The 23563-nt window shown below is 60.1% G+C and carries 23 protein-coding genes and 1 pseudogene; 11 read left to right on the top strand and 13 right to left on the bottom strand.

The features are described from left to right. Positions 1–163 precede the first annotated feature (163 nt). Positions 164–439: a polyhydroxyalkanoic acid system family protein gene (locus FQ185_RS06520; RefSeq protein WP_149416788.1), complete on the bottom strand. Its 276-nt coding sequence runs from the start codon at positions 437–439 to the stop codon at positions 164–166. A 154-nt stretch (positions 440–593) separates the two neighbouring features. On the opposite strand from FQ185_RS06520, the gene ubiE reads away from it, so the two are divergent. The 11 genes and pseudogenes from ubiE to FQ185_RS30975 all read left to right on the top strand — a co-directional run bounded on the left by ubiE (position 594) and on the right by FQ185_RS30975 (position 8654). After that, positions 594–1364: a bifunctional demethylmenaquinone methyltransferase/2-methoxy-6-polyprenyl-1,4-benzoquinol methylase UbiE gene (gene ubiE / locus FQ185_RS06515; protein WP_007948968.1), complete on the top strand. Its 771-nt coding sequence runs from the start codon at positions 594–596 to the stop codon at positions 1362–1364. Next, positions 1364–1987 (top strand): SCP2 domain-containing protein, encoded by a 624-nt coding sequence (locus FQ185_RS06510; RefSeq protein ID WP_111449382.1) that lies wholly within the window; start codon positions 1364–1366, stop codon positions 1985–1987. The genes ubiE and FQ185_RS06510 overlap by 1 nt, the downstream gene beginning before the upstream one ends. After that, the gene (ubiB, locus tag FQ185_RS06505) at positions 1984–3588 is read left to right on the top strand and encodes a ubiquinone biosynthesis regulatory protein kinase UbiB (RefSeq protein ID WP_149416787.1); all 1605 of its coding nucleotides are present in this window, start codon (positions 1984–1986) and stop codon (positions 3586–3588) included. The genes FQ185_RS06510 and ubiB overlap by 4 nt, the downstream gene beginning before the upstream one ends. Before the next feature lie 81 nt (positions 3589–3669). Continuing rightward, on the top strand, positions 3670–4071 hold the full coding sequence (gene hisI, locus FQ185_RS06500) for a phosphoribosyl-AMP cyclohydrolase (RefSeq protein WP_149416786.1): 402 nt from the start codon (positions 3670–3672) through the stop codon (positions 4069–4071). Beyond that, positions 4064–4396, top strand: coding sequence for a phosphoribosyl-ATP diphosphatase (locus FQ185_RS06495; protein WP_008047820.1), 333 nt, complete (start codon positions 4064–4066; stop codon positions 4394–4396). Before hisI ends, FQ185_RS06495 begins: the two co-directional genes overlap by 8 nt. A gap of 26 nt (positions 4397–4422) precedes the next feature. Next, positions 4423–4701, top strand: a complete 279-nt coding sequence (locus FQ185_RS06490; RefSeq protein ID WP_149416785.1) for a twin-arginine translocase TatA/TatE family subunit — start codon at positions 4423–4425, stop codon at positions 4699–4701. 10 nt (positions 4702–4711) lie between these two features. After that, entirely contained in the window at positions 4712–5170 is a 459-nt protein-coding gene (tatB, locus tag FQ185_RS06485) for a Sec-independent protein translocase protein TatB (protein ID WP_149416784.1), read from the top strand. Next, positions 5167–5961, top strand: coding sequence for a twin-arginine translocase subunit TatC (gene tatC / locus FQ185_RS06480; protein ID WP_149416783.1), 795 nt, complete (start codon positions 5167–5169; stop codon positions 5959–5961). Before tatB ends, tatC begins: the two co-directional genes overlap by 4 nt. Continuing rightward, positions 5958–6665: a 16S rRNA (uracil(1498)-N(3))-methyltransferase gene (locus FQ185_RS06475; RefSeq protein ID WP_149416782.1), complete on the top strand. Its 708-nt coding sequence runs from the start codon at positions 5958–5960 to the stop codon at positions 6663–6665. The genes tatC and FQ185_RS06475 overlap by 4 nt, the downstream gene beginning before the upstream one ends. Before the next feature lie 48 nt (positions 6666–6713). Next, positions 6714–7796 (top strand): annotated as a pseudogene (locus FQ185_RS30980) (methyl-accepting chemotaxis protein); the annotation flags it as partial. After that, the gene (locus tag FQ185_RS30975) at positions 7782–8654 is read left to right on the top strand and encodes a methyl-accepting chemotaxis protein (protein ID WP_371926597.1); all 873 of its coding nucleotides are present in this window, start codon (positions 7782–7784) and stop codon (positions 8652–8654) included. The pseudogene FQ185_RS30980 and the gene FQ185_RS30975, both read left to right, overlap by 15 nt. Positions 8655–8812: 158 nt before the next feature. Here the strand turns inward: FQ185_RS30975 and FQ185_RS06465 are convergent, their stop codons facing one another. From FQ185_RS06465 to FQ185_RS06410, 12 genes are all read right to left on the bottom strand, one after another. Continuing rightward, positions 8813–9547, bottom strand: a complete 735-nt coding sequence (locus FQ185_RS06465) for an amino acid ABC transporter ATP-binding protein (protein ID WP_149416780.1) — start codon at positions 9545–9547, stop codon at positions 8813–8815. Beyond that, entirely contained in the window at positions 9540–10499 is a 960-nt protein-coding gene (locus FQ185_RS06460; RefSeq protein ID WP_149416779.1) for an amino acid ABC transporter permease, read from the bottom strand. Before FQ185_RS06460 ends, FQ185_RS06465 begins: the two co-directional genes overlap by 8 nt. 147 nt (positions 10500–10646) lie before the next feature. Next, positions 10647–11444, bottom strand: a complete 798-nt coding sequence (locus tag FQ185_RS06455) for a transporter substrate-binding domain-containing protein (RefSeq protein WP_149416778.1) — start codon at positions 11442–11444, stop codon at positions 10647–10649. Positions 11445–11690: 246 nt separating this feature from the next. Further along, positions 11691–14261, bottom strand: coding sequence for a glucans biosynthesis glucosyltransferase MdoH (mdoH, locus tag FQ185_RS06450; protein ID WP_149416777.1), 2571 nt, complete (start codon positions 14259–14261; stop codon positions 11691–11693). Further along, on the bottom strand, positions 14254–16065 hold the full coding sequence (locus FQ185_RS06445) for a glucan biosynthesis protein G (RefSeq protein WP_149416776.1): 1812 nt from the start codon (positions 16063–16065) through the stop codon (positions 14254–14256). Before FQ185_RS06445 ends, mdoH begins: the two co-directional genes overlap by 8 nt. A 319-nt stretch (positions 16066–16384) precedes the next feature. After that, entirely contained in the window at positions 16385–16822 is a 438-nt protein-coding gene (dtd, locus tag FQ185_RS06440; RefSeq protein WP_149416775.1) for a D-aminoacyl-tRNA deacylase, read from the bottom strand. Then, positions 16819–17790, bottom strand: coding sequence for a prolyl aminopeptidase (gene pip / locus FQ185_RS06435; protein ID WP_149416774.1), 972 nt, complete (start codon positions 17788–17790; stop codon positions 16819–16821). The genes dtd and pip overlap by 4 nt, the downstream gene beginning before the upstream one ends. A gap of 113 nt (positions 17791–17903) precedes the next feature. Continuing rightward, positions 17904–18824: an alpha/beta hydrolase gene (locus FQ185_RS06430; RefSeq protein ID WP_149416773.1), complete on the bottom strand. Its 921-nt coding sequence runs from the start codon at positions 18822–18824 to the stop codon at positions 17904–17906. A 143-nt stretch (positions 18825–18967) separates the two neighbouring features. Further along, entirely contained in the window at positions 18968–19915 is a 948-nt protein-coding gene (locus tag FQ185_RS06425) for a choline ABC transporter substrate-binding protein (protein WP_149416772.1), read from the bottom strand. A gap of 180 nt (positions 19916–20095) precedes the next feature. After that, the gene (gene hutG, locus FQ185_RS06420) at positions 20096–20899 is read right to left on the bottom strand and encodes an N-formylglutamate deformylase (RefSeq protein WP_149416771.1); all 804 of its coding nucleotides are present in this window, start codon (positions 20897–20899) and stop codon (positions 20096–20098) included. 10 nt (positions 20900–20909) lie between these two features. After that, the gene (gene hutI / locus FQ185_RS06415) at positions 20910–22115 is read right to left on the bottom strand and encodes an imidazolonepropionase (RefSeq protein ID WP_149416770.1); all 1206 of its coding nucleotides are present in this window, start codon (positions 22113–22115) and stop codon (positions 20910–20912) included. A gap of 17 nt (positions 22116–22132) precedes the next feature. Further along, positions 22133–23542, bottom strand: a complete 1410-nt coding sequence (locus FQ185_RS06410) for an amino acid permease (RefSeq protein ID WP_149416769.1) — start codon at positions 23540–23542, stop codon at positions 22133–22135. Between the last annotated feature and the right edge of the window lie 21 nt (positions 23543–23563).

Below are 23563 nucleotides of genomic sequence, written 5' to 3'. Positions count from 1 at the left end.
GTGCACCTCACGCGCAGAAGGTTTGAGGAACTGCCCGCGAAAGTGTCGGGCTCAGGCACAAAGTAGTGAGAATAATTAGAAACGGCACCCTAACAACTGACATAAACAAGTAGTCAGGAACACCACCGAACTTGTGGGATCGTGTTTCATAGAAAAAACCGGGTCAGACCAGGGCTTTATCGAGCGCCTTTTCGATTTCCGATTTGATCATGCCGCTCATGGCCGACATCATCAGGCCCAACTCCACATCGACGCGGATCGAATCTTCGCTGACATGCACCGCACCTTTCACCCCGGAGCGCTTGAGATTCAGCGTGTCACCGGACCATTGCGGCTCCAGGCCATATTGATCGGACAGCTTCTGCGCCAATTGGTCAGCCTTCTCGCGGGCCGCTTCCTTGCCCAGGCCGTGGGCACGTTCAACACTAATACGGGCCATCGAATGACTCCTGCTTTATGAATACTTCCTGAAGCATCTTGACCCTGACTGCGTCAAAACGTCCCGGCGGTTCTACATCTTACCTTCAGCCTTGCCAAGACAAAGCAGGCCACCGGGATTAGAATGTCCCGCATTCTCTTCTGGTGACAGCGATATGACTGATCAGCGCAAAGGCAGCGATGCCGAACCCACCACTCACTTCGGTTTCAAAAACGTTCCGGAAAGCCAAAAAGCGGAAAAAGTCGCTGAGGTTTTCCACTCGGTAGCCGCCAAGTACGACTTGATGAACGACCTCCTGTCGGGCGGCATGCACCGTCTGTGGAAGCGTTTCGCGATCGAACTGTCGGGCGTTCGCACCGGTAACCGCGTGCTGGACATCGCTGGCGGCACGGGCGATCTGACCAAGAAGTTCTCGCACCTGGTTGGCCCGACCGGCCAGGTCGTGTTGGCCGACATCAACGAATCCATGCTCAAGGTCGGTCGTGACCGCCTGCTGGACCTCGGTGTGGCCGGCAATGTCGAATTCGTTCAGGCCGACGCTGAAAAGCTGCCGTTCCCGGACAACCATTTCGACTGCGTGACCATCGCTTTCGGCCTGCGCAACGTGACCCATAAAGAAGACGCCCTGCGCTCGATGCTGCGCGTGCTGAAACCGGGCGGCCGTTTGCTGGTGCTGGAGTTCTCCAAACCGACCAACGCGCTGATGTCCAAAGCCTACGACGCCTACTCGTTCGCCTTCATGCCGCTGATGGGCAAGCTGATCACCAACGACTCGGAAAGCTATCGTTACCTCGCCGAATCGATCCGCATGCACCCGAACCAGGAAACCCTGAAGTCGATGATGGTCGAGGCCGGTTTCGACCGCGTGACCTATCACAACATGACCGCAGGCATCGTCGCCCTGCACCGTGGCATCAAACCCTGATGTTGCTGGCCGGCCTGCTCGCCAGCGTTGAACTCGGTCTGAACCGGGTGCTGCGTCTCGACAGCACGGCGCTGCCGCGTCTGGCGCATTTGAGTGGCAAGGTGATTGCCGTCGACTGCCGCAGCCCGGCTCTGCAAGTGTTCATCCTGCCCAGCGACGAAGGCCTGATGCTGGCTTCCCACTGGGAAACCGGCGCCGACTGCACCTTGCGCGCACCGGCCTCCAGCCTGCTGAAACTGGCGATGAGCAAGGACAAGACTTCGGTCCTGCATGCTCCTGAAGTCGAACTCGACGGTGACAGCGGCGTGCTGCTGGAACTGGCGGCGATCCTTCAGGACCTCGAACTGGACTGGGAGTACGAACTCTCGCGCTGGCTGGGTCCGGTCGCCACGCAACTGCTCGGCGGTCACCTGCGCAGCCGCGCACGTTGGTATCAGCAAGGGTTTGCCAGCCTGAATCAAAATCTTGGCGAATACCTGGCCGAAGAATCGCGCACCCTCGTCGGTCAGCGCGAAGCCGAAGCCCGTTTCAGTGAACTGGACCAGATCAAACTTGATCTGGAACGTCTCGAGGCGCGTTTCGAGCGCCTTTCCCGATCCCTCGACCCAAGCGATAACGCATGAAGCTGCTTGCCGTCCGCCGTTTGTTGCGCATCCAGCGCGTTGTGATTCGCTACCGCCTCGATGACCTGCTGTTCGCCCTGCCGCTGCCCTGGTTTCTGCTGGCGCTGCGCTACGCCTTGCCGTGGCGCTGGTTCCCGCGCAAGACGCTGGACCTGAGCCGCGGTGCGCGATTACGCCTGGCATTGCAGGACCTGGGACCGATTTTCATCAAGTTCGGCCAGATCCTGTCCACTCGCCGCGACCTGCTGCCGGAAGACATCGCCGATGAGCTGATGAAGTTGCAGGACCGCGTGCCGCCGTTCGACTCGCAGGTGTCGGTCAGGCTGATCGAAGAGCAGCTCGGCAAAAAGATCAGCGAAGTGTTCTCCCGCTTCGACGTTGAACCGCTGGCCTCGGCCTCGGTCGCGCAGGTACATGCCGCGCAACTGAAAACCGGCGAAGAAGTGGTGGTCAAGGTGATCCGCCCAGGCCTGAAGCCGATCATCGCGCAGGATCTGGCGTGGCTGTTCATCCTCGCCCGCGCCGCCGAAAAACTTTCGGCCGACGCGCGCCTTCTGCACCCGGTGGACGTGGTCCAGGACTACGAAAAAACCATCTACGACGAACTCGACCTGCTGCGCGAAGCGGCCAACGCCAGCCAGTTGAAGCGTAACTTCGACGGCTCGGAGCTGCTCTACGTGCCGCAAGTCTATTGGGACTGGTGCCGGCCGAAAGTGCTGGTGATGGAGCGCATCTACGGAATCCAGGTCACTGACCTCGCGACCCTCGCCGACCAGCGCACCGACATGAAAATGCTCGCCGAACGCGGCGTGGAGATCTTCTTCACCCAGGTGTTCCGCGACAGCTTCTTCCACGCCGACATGCACCCCGGCAACATCTTCGTCAGCACCGTGAACCCGTGGAGCCCGCAATACATTGCAATCGATTGCGGCATCGTCGGCAGCCTGACCCCGGAAGATCAGGATTACCTGGCCCGCAACCTGTTCGCGTTCTTCAAGCGTGACTACCGTCGCGTGGCGCAGCTGCACATCGATTCGGGCTGGGTGCCGGCGGAAACCAAACTCAATGAATTCGAAGCGGCGATCCGCACCGTGTGCGAGCCGATCTTCGAAAAACCGTTAAAAGATATTTCCTTCGGTCAGGTGCTGATGCGCCTGTTCCAGACCGCTCGACGCTTCAACATGGAAGTCCAGCCGCAGCTGGTTCTGCTGCAAAAAACCCTGTTGAACATCGAAGGCCTGGGCCGTCAGCTGTACCCGGACCTCGATTTGTGGAACACCGCCCAGCCGTTCCTTGAACGCTGGATGCGTGAACGCGTCAGCCCCAAAGCCTTGATCGGCAACGTGCAGAGCCAGTTTGAGCAATTGCCGCACTTGGCCAACATGGCCCGCGACCTGCTCGAGCGCATGTCCCAACCGCACGCCTACGACCCGCCGCCACCGTGGCACCGGCGCAAGGACGACTGGTTCATGCGCCTGCTCGGCTCTGCGCACCTGGCAGGCGGCACGATACTCGCAGCCGGCGGGCCGTTGAACGAATTGGGCCATTGGCCGGCGGGCATCATGGTGGCCGTCGGTTTGTATCTGGTCGTTCGCCGATAGCCAGAGCCCCCGCACGCTGGCACACTGTTTCAACGCCTGGGCTTCACTAATGAAGTGTGGAGCCCGCTGTCGGAGTCGAAGATGAAAAACTGGCTGGACGAGATCAAGTGGGACGCTGATGGCCTGGTGCCAGCGATCGCACAGGATCATAAAACCGGGCGCGTCCTGATGATGGCCTGGATGAACCGCGAAGCGCTGGAACTGACGGCTGCCGAAAACCGCGCCATTTACTGGTCACGTTCCCGTGGCAAACTGTGGCGCAAGGGCGAAGAGTCCGGCCACGTGCAAACCCTGCATGAGATGCGCCTGGACTGTGACGCCGACGTGATCATCCTGATGGTCGAGCAGGTTGGCGACATCGCTTGCCATACCGGTCGCCAGAGCTGCTTCTATCGCGTTTTCGAGAACGGCGACTGGAAAACCGTCGACCCGGTTCTGAAAGACCCGCACGCTATCTATTCCGCAGGACACACACATGAGTGACACTCTGACCCGTCTGGCCGAAGTACTGGAAGAACGCAAGGGTGCCGCCGCCGACAGCTCGTATGTCGCCAGCCTGTACCACAAGGGCTTGAACAAGATTCTGGAAAAAGTCGGCGAAGAGTCGGTAGAAACCATTATTGCCGCCAAGGACGCCGCCATCAGCGGTGACTGCAGCGACGTGATCTACGAAACCGCCGATTTATGGTTCCACAGCATGGTCATGCTCGCCCAGCTTGGGCAGCATCCGCAGGCTGTGCTCGATGAACTGGACCGTCGCTTCGGTCTGTCCGGACACGCCGAGAAAGCCTCGCGTCCGTCCGCCTGAACAACTATTTAGAGAGGAGCAGGACCATGGGCATTTTTGACTGGAAACACTGGATCGTCATCCTGGTTGTTGTCGTGCTGGTGTTTGGCACCAAGAAGCTGAAAAACCTCGGCACCGACGTGGGCGAGTCGATCAAGGGCTTTCGCAAAGCCATGAACGATGAAGACAAGCCGGCTGACCCGACGGTGACCCCGCAACAACCGGTTCCACCTGCTCAACCACAGCCCACACAGTCCGTGAACCAGTCGCACACCATCGACGTGCAGGCGCAAAAAGTCGAAGAGCCGATCCGCAAAGACGTGTGAGCACTGACTAATGTTTGGTATCAGCTTCTCTGAACTGCTGCTCGTCGGCCTCGTTGCCCTGCTGGTACTGGGCCCCGAGCGTCTGCCGGGCGCTGCGCGCACCGCTGGCCTTTGGGTTGGGCGGTTAAAGCGCAGCTTCAACGCGATCAAACAGGAAGTTGAACGTGAAATCGGTGCCGATGAGATTCGTCGGCAACTGCACAACGAGCACATTCTGTCGCTGGAGCAGGAGGCGCGGAAGATTTTCACGCCGACCCAGCAAGAGGCCACACCGGTTAAGCCGGTTAAGCCGGTTGAACCTGTAACGGAGCAGACGATTCATGCTCCGACCGCTGCCGAGCCTGCCCCGGTTGTAGCGGCCGTAGAACCTGCGCCCGTTGCAGCGGCACCGATCGAACCTGTTACGCCTGCGGCAGCGCCTGTTGCGCCGGCTCCTCAAGACCCAACACTGCCGCCGCGAGCCTCATGAGCGATCTCCCCGAAAACGACCAGCACATGCCGCTGGTTTCGCACCTCACCGAGTTGCGTACCCGTCTGCTGCGCTGCGTGGCGGCGATCTTCATCATCTTCGCCGGGTTGTTCGCCTTCACCCAGCAGATCTATACCTTCGTCTCCACGCCGCTGCGCCAGTACCTGCCAGTGGGCGCGACGATGATCGCCACCGACGTGTCGTCGCCGTTCCTGACGCCGCTGAAGCTGACCATGATGGTGTCGCTGTTCCTGGCGATCCCGGTGATCCTGCATCAGATCTGGGGCTTCATTGCGCCAGGCCTGTACAAGCATGAGAAGCGCATCGCCGTACCCTTGCTGGTATCGAGCATCATGCTGTTCTACGCCGGTATGGCGTTCGCCTACTACCTGGTGTTCCCGCTGATCTTCAAATTCTTCGCCGCCGCCACCCCGGCCGGCGTGGAGATGATGACCGACATCAGCAGCTACCTCGACTTCGTCATGACGCTGTTTTTCGCCTTCGGCGTGGCGTTCGAAATCCCGGTGGCCGTGGTGCTGCTGGTATGGATCGGCGTGGTCGACGTCAAATACCTGAAAAAGATCCGCCCGTACGTGATCATCGGCTGCTTCGTGGTCGGCATGATCCTGACGCCGCCGGACATCTTCTCGCAGACGCTGTTGGCCATACCGATGTGGCTACTGTTCGAGATCGGCATCCTGTTCGGTAGCCTGATCAGCAAGCGCGGCGAGCACCCGGACGATCAACCGGTTGACGACAACAACGACCAGCCGCCAGCGACTCAACCGTGAATCTGCTGTTACTCGAAGAGGCCGACTTCATTGCGGCCGACCGGGCGATCCTGCGCGATCGCCGCTTGACCCATATGCAGGAAGTTCATCGCTCGGCTGTCGGCGACAGCCTGCGGGTCGGGCGTATCGGCGGGCTGATGGGCTCGGCCGAGTTGCTGCGTCTGGACGCCGATGAAGCCGAACTGCGCGTCACCCTCGACCAGCCACCACCGGCCAAGCTGCCGCTGACCCTGGTGCTGGCCCTGCCGCGACCGAAAATGCTCCGTAGGGTGTTCCAGACCGTGGCGGCCATGGGTGTGCCACGAATCATTCTGGTGAACAGCTATCGTGTCGAGAAGAGCTTCTGGCAAACGCCGTTCCTGGAACCCGAGGCGATTCGCGAGCAGTTGATCCTCGGCCTCGAACAGGCCCGGGACAGCGTGCTGCCGGAAATCGTTATCGAGAAACGCTTCAAGCCCTTCGTGGAAGACCGTCTGCCGGCGATCACCGAGGGCACCCTCGGCCTCGTCGGCCACCCCGGCAACTACCCGCCCTGCCCTCGTGGTCTGGACGAACCGGTAACCTTGGCGATCGGCCCCGAAGGAGGCTGGATCCCTTACGAAATCGACCTGCTCGGCAAGTCCGGCCTGCAACCGGTGCAACTGGGCGATCGCATCCTGCGCGTCGAAACCGCCGTCACCGCGCTGCTCGCACGCCTTTTCTAGCAACCTACAGAACCCCGCTCACCTGCCGATACAGTTCCCATAAAACCAATGAATGGTCCTGGGAGTTGCAGCATGTACCGATGGCTAGCCGAGAAACTGGGGAACATCAGCGTTAACCGCAAACTGAGCGTCGGCTTCGGTCTGGTGCTGCTATTGACGTTGTTGATCACCTTCACCGGTTGGACCGGCCTAAGCGGAGTGATGAGTCGCGGCGATAAGCTGGGGTTTATTGCCAGCCTCAATGACCTGACCAAAGACCTGCGCCTAGCCCGTCTGGATTACGAAATGCGTCGTGGCGACCAAGGCCCCGGTGCGGTCAACGACCTGCTCGGCCAACTCGATACCGGCCTGAAAACCGCGCGCACGTTGATCGAACAACCGGCCGACGTGGCCATGATCGACCAGCAACTAGCCGCCGTCAGTGAGTACAAACAAGCCTTCACCGCCATGACCCAGGCCGGCGCCCACCGCGAAGATGCCCGCGGCAAACTCGGCGTCACCGCCGACAACGCCGTGGCCCGTGTCGTCGAAGTCGAAAAATCCATGCTGCTGGGTGACAGCGTCGCCGATTTCAACAGCGTGATCGACTTGAGCAAACTGATCCAGCAAGCACGCTTCCAGGTACGCGGTTACACCTACAGCGGTAAAACCGAGGCCGAGCAACCTGCTCTGGACGCCATCGACAACGCGTTGAAAAACCTCGCAAGTCTGCCCTCCAAACTGCCGGAACAGCACATCGCCAACCTGCAGCAGGCCACTGACTCACTCAAGGCCTACCGCGCCGCCGTCAGCCAGTTCCGAGACTCTCAGGTTGGCAGCGCCGCGGCCCTCAAACGCATGGCCGTACAAGGCCACATCCTGCTAGACGTCAGCAAAAAACTCACCGTGTCGCAAACCATCGTCCGTGACACCGACGCCGCACACGCCAAAAACCTGCTGCTGTTGGCCACCGCCCTGGCCCTCGCCTTTGGCATGCTCGCCGCCTGGGCCATCACCCGCCAGATCGTGATCCCCCTGAACCAGACCCTCAAAGTGGCCGAGCGCGTTGCGGCTGGCGACCTCACCCAAAACCTCATCTCTGAACGCCAGGACGAACTGGGTCAGCTACAGCGCGCCATGCAGAGCATGACCCTGGGTCTGCGCGAACTGATCGGCGGCATCAGCGATGGCGTCACGCAAATCGCCAGCGCCGCCGAAGAGTTGTCGGCAGTCACCGAGCAGACCAGCGCCGGAGTCAACAGCCAGAAGGTCGAGACCGATCAGGTGGCCACCGCCATGAACGAAATGACCGCCACTGTGCAGGAAGTTGCGCGCAACGCCGAAGAAGCTTGCGAAGCGGCCGTCGCCGCCGACCAACAGGCCCGCGAAGGTGACAAAGTGGTCGGCGAAGCCATCGCCCAGATCGAGCGCCTGGCCAAGGAAGTCGGCAACTCCACCGAGGCCATGGGTCATCTCAAACGCGAAAGCGACAAGATCGGCAGCGTGCTCGACGTGATCAAATCCGTGGCCCAGCAAACCAACCTGCTGGCGCTCAACGCGGCTATTGAAGCCGCCCGTGCCGGTGAGGCCGGACGCGGCTTTGCAGTGGTCGCCGACGAAGTCCGCAGCCTGGCCCAGCGCACCCAGAAGTCCACCGAAGAAATCGAAGAGCTGATCGTCGGCCTGCAAACCGGCACCCAGCAAGTCGCGACCATCATGGACAACAGCCGCAGCCTGACCGACAGCAGCGTCGAACTGACCCGCCGCGCTGGGGGTTCACTGGAAAGCATCACTCGCACCGTGTCGGCGATTCAGTCGATGAACCAGCAGATTGCTGCCGCCGCCGAGCAGCAAAGCGCGGTGGCCGAAGAGATCAACCGTAGCGTGCTGAACGTGCGCGACGTATCCGAGCAGACCTCGGCAGCCAGTGAAGAAACCGCGGCGTCCAGCGTTGAGCTGGCACGGTTGGGGACGCATTTGCAGATGTTGGTGGGCAGATTCAAGGTTTGAGGTGATTCATCTGGCATCGGCTCGCTCTGAACCGAGGTGATGCAATCGCGGGCAAGCCACGCTCCCACAGGTTTTGTGTTGTTCACAAATGCTGTGTTCGACCCAATCACTGTGGGAGCGGGCTTGCCCGCGATTAGCGGCCCACAAGGCAGCTGCTCTTAGAGAACCTGGCGAAGGAACGCCTGAGCCCGAGGATCCTTCGGCGCATCGAAGAATTCGGCCGGTGAAGCGTCTTCCAGCAATTTGCCGTGATCGAAAAACAGCACCCGATCCGCCACTTCCCGGGCGAAGCCCATTTCGTGGGTGACGCAAACCATGGTCATGCCTTCCACCGCCAGAGTCTTCATCACGTCCAGCACTTCACCGACCATTTCCGGATCGAGCGCCGAGGTTGGCTCATCGAACAGCATGACCTTCGGTTCCATCGCCAGTGCCCGGGCGATGGCCACGCGCTGCTGCTGACCGCCGGACAAGCGCGACGGAAACTCGTTGGCCTTCTGCGCAATACCGACTTTTTCCAGCAACGCCAGGGCCTTGGCCTCACGCTCCTTCTTGCCGCGCTTACGCACAACTTTCTGGGCGAGGCAGAGGTTTTCCAGCACGGTCATGTGCGGGAACAGATTGAAGTGCTGGAACACCATGCCGACTTCGCGGCGGTAGGCATTCACATCGGTTTTCGGGTCGGCCAGTTGCAGGCCGTCGATGCTCACCGAGCCCGCGTCGAACTCTTCCAAGCCGTTGAGGCAGCGCAGGAAGGTCGATTTGCCGGAACCGGACGGGCCGATTACCACCAGCACTTCGCCTTTGGCCACGTGCGTCGAAACGTTATCCACCGCGCGAACCACCTGACCACGAGTGTCGAAAACTTTTACCAGATCGCGGACTTCAATCACTTTGCGCGAGCCTCCGCTCAAGCCGGCTGGCGATTTTCGACAGCGGCAGGTTGATCAACAGGTACAGACCGGCCACGCAGAACAGGATTTCGAACGGCGAGAACGAGGTGGTGATGACTTCGCGACCGCTTTTGAGCAGCTCGGTAATGGCGATCACCGACACCAGCGAAGTGTCCTTGACCAGACTGATGAACTGCCCGGCCAACGGCGGCAGCACGCGTTTCAAGGCTTGCGGCAGCACCACGTGGCGCATCGACTGGCCAGCGCTCAAACCCAGGGAGCGTGCGGCTTCGTTCTGGCCACGGGCGATCGACTGCACACCCGAGCGGATGATTTCCGCCACATAGGCACCGGTGAACAGCGACAGCGCGGCGATCCCGGCGAATTCCCGGGACAGGTTCATCACGGTGCCGATGAAGAAGTAGAAGATGAAGATCTGCACCAGCAACGGAGTGCCGCGGACCAGTTCGACATAGATCGTCGACAGGTCACGCAGGGTCGGGTTGTTCGACAGACGGCAAAGGCCCGTGAACAAGCCGATCAGCAGACCGAGCACTCCGGAGACCACGGACAACCACAAGGTGGTCCAAAGCCCCCATAACAGCGGACCTGCGGCCCAATGGCGGGTTACGCCGACGACATCGCCTTCAGCCACATCATCGCCTTGGACGACTTGCAGGCTGTTGTCGTCGACGGTCAGGTGCTGCTCATCACCGGCATCATTGCGCAGAGTGACTTCAGCCTTGTCGCCCTTGCGCACCAGTTCGCTGACGGTAGAAATGTCGGCGGCACGCTGGGATTCTTCGGCATGGTAGGCGAAGTATTGCGGCACGCGGTTCCAGCGCCATTCGTAGGACATCAGCGAGGTGGCGTAGTACAACGCGCCGGCCAGGCCGATCAGCACCAGCACGGTTAACACGTGCCACGGCCATTGGGCTTTTTTCTGTTTCATGGGTTTAGCAAAATCCGAAAGTTGTGCCGCCGAGGAGGCCGTCATCGCCAGCAGGCTGGCTCCCACACTGGATCTGTGGCGTACACAAATCCCCTGTGGGAGCCAGCCTGCTGGCGATGGGGGCGACGCGGTCTAACTGACCGAGCCTTATTCCATATCCTTGAGCCAAGCGGTGTCCTTGAACCACTTGTCATGAATGCGATCGTAGGTGCCGTCTTCGTGGATCTGGTGCAGGAAGTTGTTGATGAAGTTGATGCTGTCGTAATCACCCTTCTTCAGACCGAAGGCCAAAGGCTCGTAGGTAAACGGCTTGTCGAGGAACACCAGTTTGCCGGCACCGACCTTGTTCACCGCCACAACGTTGTAAGGCGCGTCGTAGATGAAGGCGTCGGCCTTGCCGTTGACCACGTCGAGCACGGCTTCCTGCTCGTTGTCATAGCCGTGGTACTTGGCTTTGGAGATCAGCTTCCTGGCGACCATCTCGCCGGTGGTGCCGAGCTTGGAGGTGATGCGATAGTCGGCGGTGTTCAGGTCTTTGTAGGACTTGATGGTGCCTTCCAGTTCCTTGCGGATCAGCAGCGTCTGGCCGACCACGATGAACGGTTCGCTGAAATTCAGGCGCAGGTTGCGTTCCTGGGTCAGAGTCATGCCGCTGCCGATCATGTCGAACTTGTCGGTGAGCAGCGCCGGAATGATGCCGTCGTAGCCGGTGGACACCAGCTCCAGTTTGACGCCCATGGCTTTGGTCATGGCCTTGAGGATGTCGACTTCGAAGCCGATGATCTCGCCGCGCTTGTTGGTCATTTCGAACGGCATGTAGGTCGGGTCCATGCCGACTTTCAGCGTACCGCGCTTGACCGCCTCATCGATGGCACCGGCCTGCACCGCGCTGACTGCAACCAATGCCGTGACGCCGACCAGCAGCATCGACAGATACTTCTTCATCATCAAGTCCCCAAAACCATTGCGTTGTGAGGCGCGCAAACAGCGGATTCCCCTTGGAAAACCGGCAGATACGAACAGAAAATTGTCCGGGCGCACCAATTCGGGGACGGATGCTAACGCACTCGTTCGTTTGCACAAGGGTTTAAGCAGGAATTGTTGCTCGACGCTGGTGACTGACCGTTCCCCACGCTCTGCGTGGAAACGATCATCAGCACAAAAAAAACCCCGCTTTCACGGGGTTTTTCGTTATGCCAACTGAGGCTGCGTGCTCAGCGGCTTGAGCGGCAACAGCGGGGCATGGGGATCGGCCTTCACCGATTTGCGCCACGCCGCCAGCCACTCAGTGTGACCTTCATTCCAGATCTGCTCGTGCAAGCGACCCAATGCCACCGGATCACTCAGCAGTTCCACACGCTCATTGTTGGTCAGCCCTTCAGGCCCGGCCTTGAGCGCATGACGAACGCGCTCGACCCGCAGCCATTCGATCGGCTCGGCCTGACCGTGACGGGACGTCGCCAGCGAACACGCCAAGGCGTTCTGCTGCGGATCGACAACCGAACGGATGAAGCCGTCTTTCAGCGCATGCCAACGGTTTTCATGGGTGTACTGATCAGTTGCCAGCAATGCCTGTGGCGGATTGTATTCCTCAGGGATCAGGAACAGGCTTTCGTCACGGGACTTGAGGCCCAGACCGATACGGCTGGAAATCACCGACACCGGAATCGACAGCATCAACGAACCGACGATCGGCACCAGCCACCAGAGGAAGCTCGGGTTCAGCCAGATCACCAACAAGGCCCAGAAGAAGCCCAGCAAGGTTTGCGGACCGTGGCGTTTTACCGCTTCGCTCCATGGCGTGGAGTCGTCGTCACGTTGTGGCGAGTTCCAGGTCGCGGCCCAGCCGAGGAACGCGGCAAGCACGAAACGGGTGTGGAAAATCATCCGCACCGGCGCCAGCAGCATGGAGAACAGCATCTCCAGCAGCATCGACAGGGTCACCTTGAACTTGCCACCGAACTCTTTCGCGCCCTTGGCCCAGATCAGGATGATGCTCAACAACTTCGGCAGGAACAGCAGCACGATGGTGGTCGAGAACAGCGCGATCGCCTTGTCCGGGTGCCATTGTGGCCACAGCGGATAGAGCTGACGGGGTTCGAGGAAGTACTGCGGCTCCATCAGCGTGTTGACCGCCAGTAGAGCCGTCGATAACACGAGGAAGAAGAACCACAACGGCGCCGACAGGTAAGACATCACGCCGGTCAGGAACACCGCCCGGTGAACCGGGTGCATGCCTTTGACCAGGAACAGCCGGAAGTTCATCAGGTTGCCGTGACACCAGCGTCGGTCACGCTTGAGTTCGTCCAGCAGGTTCGGCGGCAGTTCTTCGTAGCTGCCCGGCAAATCGTAGGCAATCCACACGCCCCAACCGGCACGGCGCATCAGCGCAGCTTCGACGAAGTCGTGGGACAGAATCGCACCGGCAAACGCGCCTTTACCCGGCAACGGCGCCAGGGCGCAGTGCTCGATGAACGGCTTCATGCGGATGATCGCGTTGTGACCCCAGTAGTGCGATTCGCCCAACTGCCAGAAGTGCAGACCGGCGGTAAACAGCGGGCCGTACACACGGGTGGCAAACTGCTGCATGCGCGCATACAGCGTGTCCATGCCCGACGCGCGTGGCGCGGTCTGGATGATCCCGGCGTCCGGGGTCGCTTCCATCAAGCGCACCAGACTGGTCAGGCATTCACCGCTCATCACGGAGTCAGCGTCGAGCACGACCATATATTTGTAGTCACCGCCCCAGCGACGGCAGAAGTCGTCGAGGTTGCCGCTTTTACGTTTTACGCGACGACGGCGGCGGCGATAGAAGATTTTGCCGAAGCCCTTGGCTTCACGGCAGACGTCCAGCCAGGCCTGTTGCTCGGCGACGCAGATATCGGCGTCATTACTGTCGCTGAGGACAAAAAAATCGAAGCGATCCAGGTCACCCGTGGCTGCGACCGACTCGAAAGTCGCCCGCAGACCGGCAAACACCCGTGGCACGTCTTCGTTGCAGATCGGCATCACCAGTGCGGTGCGTGCGTCCTTGGCGATCGGTTCATTGCCGGCGCTTTTACCGGAAATGCGGTACTTGTCGTGACCTGTGAGCAACTCGAGGAAGCCCATCAGCGCGGTCCAGAAACCGGCCGATACCCAGCAGAACAGAATCCCGAACAGAATCAGAATGCTGGTTTGCAATGCATACGGCAGCACTTGCGTGACGGTTTTCAGGAACGGCTGATGCAGGACTTCGTTCAGGTCGACGAACGACCAGCCCTGGTACGGCATGATGCCTTTCATGTACCAGCCAGCGACGATGGTCTGACCGAGCATCAATATCAGCAGAATGTAGCGGCGGATCGAACCGACGGTACGCCAGCGAGCCGCCGGCAGTACGTTCTCGTCTTTCGGCGGGGCCGGCGGATTGGTGCGCCCGGTCAGACGACGCCAGCCACGCACCAGAATGTTGGTGCGCCACGGCTCCGGAACGACCTTGGTCCGGCGGATCGGCGGGGTCGCTCGCAGGCAGACCCGACCGCTGGCGTCCAGCGTCAGCATTTCGGCGTCGGCCAATTCTTCTGCGGTGTTCAGGGTCAGGCGGCGACCCACCGAGGCTTGAGCAGCGTCGGCCGGGGCGTCGAACGTGGATGACGACAGCCGTTCATGCAGCTCTCTGAAGGACTTGCAGCCCGCGAGTTCCGCGCGCTGCTCGTCGGTCATCGGTAAATGCGCCAGATATTCTGAAAGTGTCTCTGGCTGTACTTGAGAATTACTCATCGGCAGGCAACTGATAGCTCCAGGTCTCGGTCAAGACTTCTTCAGTCGCTGCCGATTCCGGTGTGGCTAGGGCCGCGTCGGCAGCAGCAGGCTGCTTGGCGTCGTTGTTGGCCTCCTTGGCATCTGCGACTGGTTTGGCTTCGGCCTGCTTGGCCTCGGCTTGCTTGGCGTCCTTGTCTGCCTTCTCTTGTTGCTTGGCAGCAACCTTGTCGGCCTTGGCAACAGCAGAACTGGAGGCTGGCACCGACGACTTGGCCAAATCGGCAGGCAAGATGTTCTGGACCAGTGCGGCACGCATCTCGGTCGACTTGCCCGGGTCCTTGATTTTCATCCGCAGGGTTAAACGCCAGCCCTTGGTTTCAGGGTTGTAGCGCACGTTGTTCTCGACCAGCTCGGCATTGTCGCCGACGCTGACCTTGCTGCGAACGTCCGCATCCGCCGGCAATGCCGCCAGGGAGGGGCCTTCGAAGTCCACCAGGTAGGCAACGCTGCCGTCCGGCTGACGAATCAGGTTCGACTGCTTCACGTCACCGGTGGAACGCAGGGTTTGTTGAACCCAGGCGCTGTCGGGAGCGTGAATCGAAGCTTCGTCGATGGTCCAGTGCATGCGGTAGCCGAATTCCAGCGGCTGGCCAGGCTCAGGCAGTTTTTCCGGGCTCCAGAACGCAACGATATTGTCGTTGGTTTCGTCGGCAGTCGGAATCTCGACCAGATCGACGGAACCCTTGCCCCAATCGCCTTTTGGCTCGATCCAGGCACTCGGACGTTTGTCGTAGCGGTCGTCGAGGTCTTCGTAGTGGCTGAAGTCGCGGCCACGTTGCAGCAAACCGAAGCCGCGCGGGTTTTCGATCGAGAAGTTGCTGACGGCCAGGTGTTTCGGGTTGTTCAGTGGGCGCCAGATCCATTCGCCGTTGCCGGCATGGATCGACAGACCGCTGGAGTCGTGCAGTTCGCGACGGTAGTTCAGCACTTTCGACGGCTGGTTGGCGCCGAACAGGAACATGCTGGTCAGCGGCGCAACGCCAAGCTTGGTGACCTTGTCACGCAGGAACATCTGGGCCTTGACGTCGACAACGGTGTCGCTGCCCGGACGCAGGGTCAGGCGATACGCCCCGGTAGCGCGTGGCGAATCCAGCAATGCGAAGATCACCAGGTGCTTGTCGCCCGGTTTTGGCTGTTGAATCCAGAACTCGGTGAAGCGCGGGAATTCTTCGCCGGACGGCAACGCGGTGTCGATGGCCATGCCGCGTGCGGACAAGCCATAAGTGTGCCCCTTGCCGACAACGCGGAAGTAACTCGCGCCGAGCATGGTCATGATTTCGTCTTGCTTGTCAGCCTTGTTGATCGGGTACAGCACACGGAAACCGGCATAACCCAGCTGTTCGGTGGCTTTAGGATCGAACTTGACGTCGCCGAAATCGAAACGACTCGGGTCGTACTTGATCTCTTTGACGTCATTAGCCGTGATTTCGTTGATTTTCACCGGAGTATCGAAATGCATGCCCTGGTGATAGAACGACAGCTTGAACGGGGTTTTCTGATCAGCCCACTCGGCTTTTTCGGTCAGGAACCGAATTTTTTGATAGTCCGCGAATTTCATTTCGCGGAATTCGTTCGGCAGGTTACTGCGCGGGGCTTCGTATTTCTGCCCGGCCAACTCTTTTGCCTTGGCCGATACATCATCCAGACTGAATGCCCAAAGCTGACCGGCGCTGAGCAGGCAGAGCAGTGCAGAGCCCGCTACCAGAGCGCTTCGGAACCGTTTGGCAGACAATTTTGGTGCATTACAGGGACTAACAATCACGAGCAACCCTCGCCGAAAACAGATCAAAAAACCAACGGCCAGTTAAAGTGCCTGTGCGGTAACGGCATGAAAAAACCGATCCTACAGACCACTCTTGCCAAGTTGGCGAGCATTATTCCGACTCCGATGGGGCTAAATGATTCCCCAAACGGTCCAGGACAAGTCTCTACCTAAGTCAAATGGACCAACGAACGCTGATCCCCGTAGCGCGCGATTATCTAGTAGGCCGCGTGACAACGCATCAGGGGCGACCAAGTATTTCTCGCGAAAAAACCCTGTTTTCAGTCGAAATGGGCTTAAAAACATGTTTCAAGCGCTTTCAGGTCTGTAACAGGAAGGTTACCGGGCCATCATTGACCAGGTGCACCTGCATATCCGCGCCGAATCTACCTGATGCCACAGTGCCATGCACCTGTTTCGCCTTGCCTAACAGATAGTCGAAAATTTCCTCGCCAAGGGCCGGAGGGGCAGCGGTCGAAAAACTCGGGCGCAACCCGTTCTTTGTGTCAGCGGCCAAAGTGAACTGAGAGACCAGCAACAACCCACCGCCTACATCCGCCAGGGACAGATTCATCTTGCCCTCGGCGTCACTGAATACACGATAGTTAAGCAGCTTATGCAGAAGTTTGTCGGCGCTTGCCCGAGTGTCCTCGGGCTCGACGGCCACCAGCACCAACAAACCCTGATCGACCGCGCCAACCACCTCCCCCGCTACCTCGACTCGCGCGCCACGCACACGCTGCAGCAGGCCCTTCATGCTTCTTCAGGAGCCAGGTCGAGCAGACGATGGGCCATCTGATCGGCGGCGCGAACCAGTGCGTCGGTAATGCCAGGTTCGGAGGCGGCATGGCCGGCGTCACGGATCACCTGCAATTCACTGTTCGGCCAGTTCTGATGCAGTTCCCAGGCGTTGTCCAGCGGGCAGATCACGTCGTAGCGACCGTGGACGATCACGCCAGGCAAATGGGCGATCTTGCCCATGTCGCGGATCAGCTGGTTGGGCTCAAGGAACGCATTGTTGGTGAAGTAGTGACATTCGATGCGGGCAATCGACAGTGCGCGCTGTGGCTCGGAAAAACGATCGACCACCATCGGGTTCGGGCGCAGGGTGGCGGTCCGGCCTTCCCAGGTGGACCAAGCCTTGGCCGCGTGCATCTGGGCAATCTGATCGTTGCCGATCAAGCGCTTGTGGAAAGCCGAGAGCAAGTCTTCGCGCTCGTCCAGCGGGATCGGCGCGATGTAGTCCTGCCAGTAATCGGGGAACAGACGACTGGCGCCACACTGGTAGAACCACTCGATTTCCTGCGGACGGCAGAGAAAAATCCCGCGCAGAATCAGACCGTGTACACGCTCCGGGTGGGTTTGCGCGTAGGCCAGCGCCAGGGTAGAGCCCCACGAACCGCCAAACAACACCCATTTTTCGATGCCAAGGTGCTGGCGAATCCGCTCAAGGTCGGCGACCAGATCCCAGGTGGTGTTGTTTTCCAGGCTGGCGTGGGGCGTGGAACGACCGCAACCGCGCTGGTCGAAGGTCACAATGCGATACAGGTTCGGATCGAAATACCGACGGCTCTGGGCATCACACCCGGCGCCGGGGCCGCCGTGGATGAATACAACCGGCAAACCTTCCGGCGAACCGCTTTCGTCGACATACAGCGTGTGGGTTTCATCGACGGCCAGATCGTGCCGGGCGTGGGGTTTGATCTGCGGGTACAAAGTCTGCATTGCGCGCTCCGTAAGGGGTCGAGGTCATCCCTGGGGGGACTTCAATTATTCTGCCGTCCGGCATCATAAACCCGAATTACGCCAATGAGCATGCCTTGCAGAGTCAGAGTTTTTCAGCCGGTTTTTTCAGACAAATAGCCGAGCAGCATTTCATAGAGTGCATCGACCTCGGCGACCTGCCCCCGCGCCCGCAAACAGCCGTGGACCAACCCCTCGCCGTAATAAAGCGTCGCGGCCACGCCTGCTGCGTTCAGTCGCTCGGCGTAGAGCGTGCCGTCATCGCGCAACGGATCGAATTGCGCCACGGCGATCAAGGCTGGCGGCAACCTGCTGAAATCCTCGGCGAGCAACGGCATCGCATAGGCACTTGGCTGTCCGGTGCCGCGCAAGTACAGGGCGTGATAACAGTCCAGATCGCTGCTGCTGAGCAAGGGAGCATCGACGCATTCACTGCGCGACGGCAATCGGTGATCACCGCCCAGCCCCGGATAGATCAGCACCTGCGCAGCCGGCAATGGCTCGCCTGCATCGCGCAACGCCAGGCACAACGCCGCCGCAAGGTTGCCACCGGCGCTGTCCCCGACCACCAGCGTACGCTCGGGATCGAGCCGGAATGGCCCGGTCCGTAGCGCACGCCAGACACTCAGACAATCCTCGAACGCCGCCGGAAACGGATGCTCCGGCGCCAACCGATAATCGACGGCGATCACCAGCACGCCGAGCGTCGACGCCAGTTCGGCGCAGATGAAGTCGTGGGAGTCCAGATCCCCCACCACCCAACCGCCGCCGTGCAGATAAACGATGCACGGGCAACCGCTGGTCGGCGGCGAAACCGCCGGTTGATAAGACCGCACCGGCACGCCGGCCAACTCGAAATCCACCACATACAGCCCGGCGGGACGCAACGGGGTGAACGCCCGGCACATCCCGCTGTAGGCCTGGCGCAAACCGGCGAGGCTGCCGTCAGGGCTGTTGAAACTGACGGTTTTCTCGACGAAAGCCGCCATCTGTTCGGAAAGCGGGTAAGGAGTCATAAGCCTGGTGCCTGCCCGTTCAGGGGGTTGTGGAGTGCAACTTTGTGGGAGCGAGCTTGCTCGCGAAGGCTGAGGGTCAGCCAACATTAATGTCGACTGACACGCCCTCTTCGCGAGCAAGCTCGCTCCCACAAGTTTTGATGTCAGTTTTTCAAACTGGCCTGAACAATTGCCACGCCATCCTTACCATCAAAACTGCTGACACCGGCGAGCCAACGCTGCAGATCCTCGGGATGATCACGCAGCCATTGTCTGGCAACGTCCTGCGGCGTCTTGCGCTCCATGATCGGCACCATCAACTGGCTTTCCTGGGCGGCGGTGAAGGTCAGGTTTTCCAGCAGACGGTTTACGTTCGGGCAGCGCTGGGCGTAATCCGGCGCGGTCACGGTGGAGACGGTGGCGGCGCCCTCGTTCGGGCCGTAAACGTCTTCGCTGCCGGTCAAGTAGGCGATCTTCATGTTGATGTTCATCGGGTGCGGGGTCCAGCCGACGAACACCACGAATTCCTTGCGGTTCACCGCCCGCTGAACGGCGGCCAGCATGCCGGCTTCACCCGACTCGATCAGCTTGAAATCCTTCAAGCCAAATTGATTGGTCTCGATCATGGTTTTGATGGTGGTGTTGGCGCCGCTGCCCGGCTCGATGCCGTAGATTTTGCCGCCGAGCTGATCCTTGAATTTGGCGATATCGGCGAAAGTTTTCAGACCCGCTTCGGCGACATACTCAGGAACGGCGAGGGTTGCCTGCGCGTCGGCCAGGCTCGGTTTGTCCATGACTTTCACTTGATTGGCGGCCAGAAACGGCGCGATGTTTTTGTCCATCGCCGGTTTCCAGTAACCGAGGTAGATGTCCAGACGCTTGTCGCGGATGCCGGCAAAGATGATTTGCTGCACAGCGCTGGTTTGTTTGCTTTCGTAGCCGAGGCCATTGAGCAGTACGTCAGCTACGCCGCTGGTGGCGATCACGTCGGTCCAGTTGACCACGCCCATGCGCACGGCCTTGCAGGAAGCGTCGTCACTGGCCAGGACGCTGGTGCTCAGGAGAGCAGTGCCGCAGAGGATTGAGAGACAGCGGGTAAACAGTCTTTTCATTGGGGAGAGTCTCGTGCGGCAGCGGATTATTGTCGGGCCGGTGTCTTTGTGCACCGTGGCCAAACATTACGCAGCAGACGAGCGGTAAAAGCGACCTGTGGCGACCGTGTTTTGCACGGTGGCGACTGTCGTCATCCGTTATCAAGTCGAACTCGCTCCCACAGTGTTATGCGTCAGACGTTAACGTTTGTAGTGCTTCTCGCCCCAGGCCAGCAGGCCTTGCAGCAATTCCTTGAGCACCACCTGAGTCGGCGCCGCCAGGTCCGGGCGATAACGGAACGGCTCGAACTCTTCCATGTACGTGCACTGGCCCAACTCCAGTTGCACCGCATGAATGTTCTCGGCCGGGTTACCGTAATGCCGGGTGATGTGCCCGCCCTTGAAGCGACCGTTCAGCACATGGCTGTAATCCGTATGCTTGGCGCAGATCGCTTCCAATTGAGTCGCAAGCTGTGGATCGCAACTGGCGCCGTTGAAAGTGCCAAGGTTGAAGTCCGGCAGTTTGCCATCGAACAGATGCGGGATCACCGTACGGATCGAGTGCGCGTCGAACAGCAGCGCATAACCGAACTCGGCTTTCAGTCGCGCCAATTCGTTTTGCAAGGTGCTGTGATAAGGCGTCCAGACCTGCTCAAGATAAGTCGCCCGTTCTGCCACCGACGGTTCCATGCCCTCACGGAACAACGGGATACCGTCGAACAGCGTCGCCGGATACAAACCGGTGGTAGCGCCGGCATACAAAGGCTTGTCGTCAGACGGTCGATTCAGGTCGATGACAAAACGCGAGTACTCGGCGGCCAAGGTGCTGGCGCCCAGCTCGGCAGCAAATTCGTAAAGCTGCGGGATGTGCCAGTCAGTGTCGGGCAGGCTTTTCGCGTCGGGGATCAACCCGGCTTCGACGGTCGGGGTCAGACGCAGGCCGGCGTGGGGCATGCTGATCAGCAGCGGCACGCGGCCTTGTTTGAAGTTCAGAACCTTATCCACAACTGTTCTCCTAAATGCTCACTTCAACGCCGTGACGCACGACGCGTTTTTCCAGGTCACCGCCCAGCCAGTACGACAGGTCGGCCGGACGATCGATTTGCCAGGCGACGAAATCTGCACACTTGCCGACTTCCAGCGAACCGTGGGTTTCAGCCATGCCTAGCGCGGTGGCGGCATGAATCGTTGCACCCGCCAAGGCTTCTTCCGGGGTCATGCGGAAACAGGTGCACGCCATGTTCAGCATCAAACGCAACGACAGCCCCGGTGAGGTGCCGGGGTTGAGGTCGCTGGCGATAGCGATTTTCACGCCGTGTTTGCGCAAAGCCTCCATCGGCGGCAATTGGGTTTCCCGCAGAAAGTAGAACGCGCCGGGCAGCAGCACCGCAACGGTGCCGGACTTGGCCATGGCGATGGCGTCGTCTTCGGTCATGAATTCCAGGTGATCGGCCGACAGTGCGTGGTAACGCGCCGCCAGGCTCGAACCGTGCAGCGACGACAATTGCTCGGCATGCAGCTTCACTGGCAAGCCGAGGTTCTGCGCGGTGATGAATACGCGCTCGACCTGCGCCGGCGAAAACGCCAGGTACTCACAGAACGCGTCCACCGCATCCACCAGCCCTTCGGCGGCCAGGGCCGGGAGCATCTCGGCGCAGATGTGATCGATGTAGTCGTCGGCACGGTCCGCGTATTCCGGCGGCAGGGCGTGAGCGGCCAGGCAGGTGCTGCGCACGCTGACCGGGAGCTCGGCGCCGAGACGGCGGATGACCCTCAGGATCTTGCGTTCGCTGGCCAGGTCCAGGCCGTAGCCGGATTTCATTTCGACCGTGGTCACGCCGTCGCGCATCAGGCTCTTCAGACGCTTGGCGGCGCTGGCGAACAGTTCATCTTCAGTGGCCGCGCGAGTGGCGCGCACGGTGCTGGCGATGCCACCACCGGCCGCTGCGATTTCTGCATAGCTGACGCCTTGCAGACGCTGTTCGAATTCACCGCTGCGGTTACCACCGAACACCGTGTGGGTGTGGCAGTCGATCAGGCCCGGCGTCACCCAGGCCCCTTTAAGATCATTGACTGCCGGGTATTCGCCCGACGGTAGTTCAGCGCGTGGGCCGATCCACTCGATGTGCGCTCCTGACGTCACGATGGCCGCATCCTCGATGATCGAGTAGGCGCCTTGCGCCATGGTTGCGACGTGACAGTGTTGCCAGAGAGTTTTCATCCGTGGCCTCCGTTAGGTTATCGATGAGAAAAAGAAGGTTCACGCTCCACCGGTACTGCCTTGCCTGCCGCCGGTTTCACCCACGTCAGGTAGGCCAGCACCAGCAATACAATCCAGACCACGCCGACGATCAGAGCTGCCTGGGTGTCCGGGAAATAGCCCAGCACGCCAAAGATGAACAGCATGAAGGCAATCGCCGCCATCGGCGCATAGGGCCAGAACGGCACCGGGAATTTCAGTTGTGCGACCTGCTCGGCGCTCATGGAACGACGCATCGCCACTTGGGTGAGCAGAATCATCAGCCAGACCCACACCGTCGCAAAGGTTGCGATGGAAGCGATCAACAGAAAGACGTTTTCCGGAATCAGGTAGTTCAACAACACGCCCAGCAGCAACGCGCCGCTCATCACCACCACCGTCATCCACGGCACGCCATTGCGCGACAGCTTGGCGAAGCCCTTGGGTGCATGACCTTGCTGGGCCAGACCGTACATCATGCGGCCAGCACCGAAAATGTCACTGTTGATCGCCGATACCGCCGCCGAGATCACCACAATATTGAGAATAGTCGCCGCCGAGCTGATCCCAAGGTTGTCGAAAATCTGCACGAACGGGCTGCCCTGGCTGCCGATCTGCTGCCATGGAAAGATCGACATCAGCACGAACATCGTCAGCACGTAGAACAGCAAGATACGCAACGGTACCGCGTTGATCGCCCGTGGCAGCACGCGCTGCGGGTCTTTGGCTTCACCGGCGGTCACGCCGATGATTTCGATGCCGCCGAACGCAAACATCACCACCGCAAACGAAGCGATCAGGCCGCCCACGCCGTTGGGCATGAAGCCGCCATGACTCCAGAGATTGCTGATGTCGGTCGCCTGGGCGCCGGGGGCGCTGCTGATGCCGAACAGCATGATGCCGAAGCCGCCAAGGATCATTGCGACAATGGCCGCGACCTTGAGCAGCGACAGCCAGAACTCCATTTCACCGAAGACTTTGACGTTGCACAGGTTCAAGCCGCCGACGACCGAAACGATGCCCAGCACCCAGATCCAGCGATCGACTTCCGGAAACCAGAAGCCCATGTAAATACCGAACGCGGTGACGTCGGCCATGCCGACGATGACCATTTCGAACGCGTAGGTCCAGCCGAGGATGAAGCCCGCCATCGGCCCCAGGTAGGTGCTGGCGTACTGGCCAAAAGAGCCGGCCACCGGGTTGTGCACCGCCATCTCGCCGAGGGCGCGCATGACCATGAACACCGCTGCGCCACCAATCAGGTAGGCAAGCAGTACCGCAGGCCCGGCCATTTGAATGGCCGAGGCAGAACCGTAAAACAGCCCGGTGCCGATAGCCGACCCCAGCGCCATGAAGCGAATATGTCGGGCAGAGAGCCCGCGTTTCAAACCCTTTTCTGACTGTTGCATTGCTCGTCCCTAATTATTCTT

The organism is Pseudomonas sp. ANT_H12B, from assembly GCF_008369325.1.
Classification (GTDB): Bacteria; Pseudomonadota; Gammaproteobacteria; order Pseudomonadales; family Pseudomonadaceae; genus Aquipseudomonas.
Note: the sequence above shows the minus strand (reverse complement) of the source record. Positions and strands in the feature narration are given on the sequence as shown.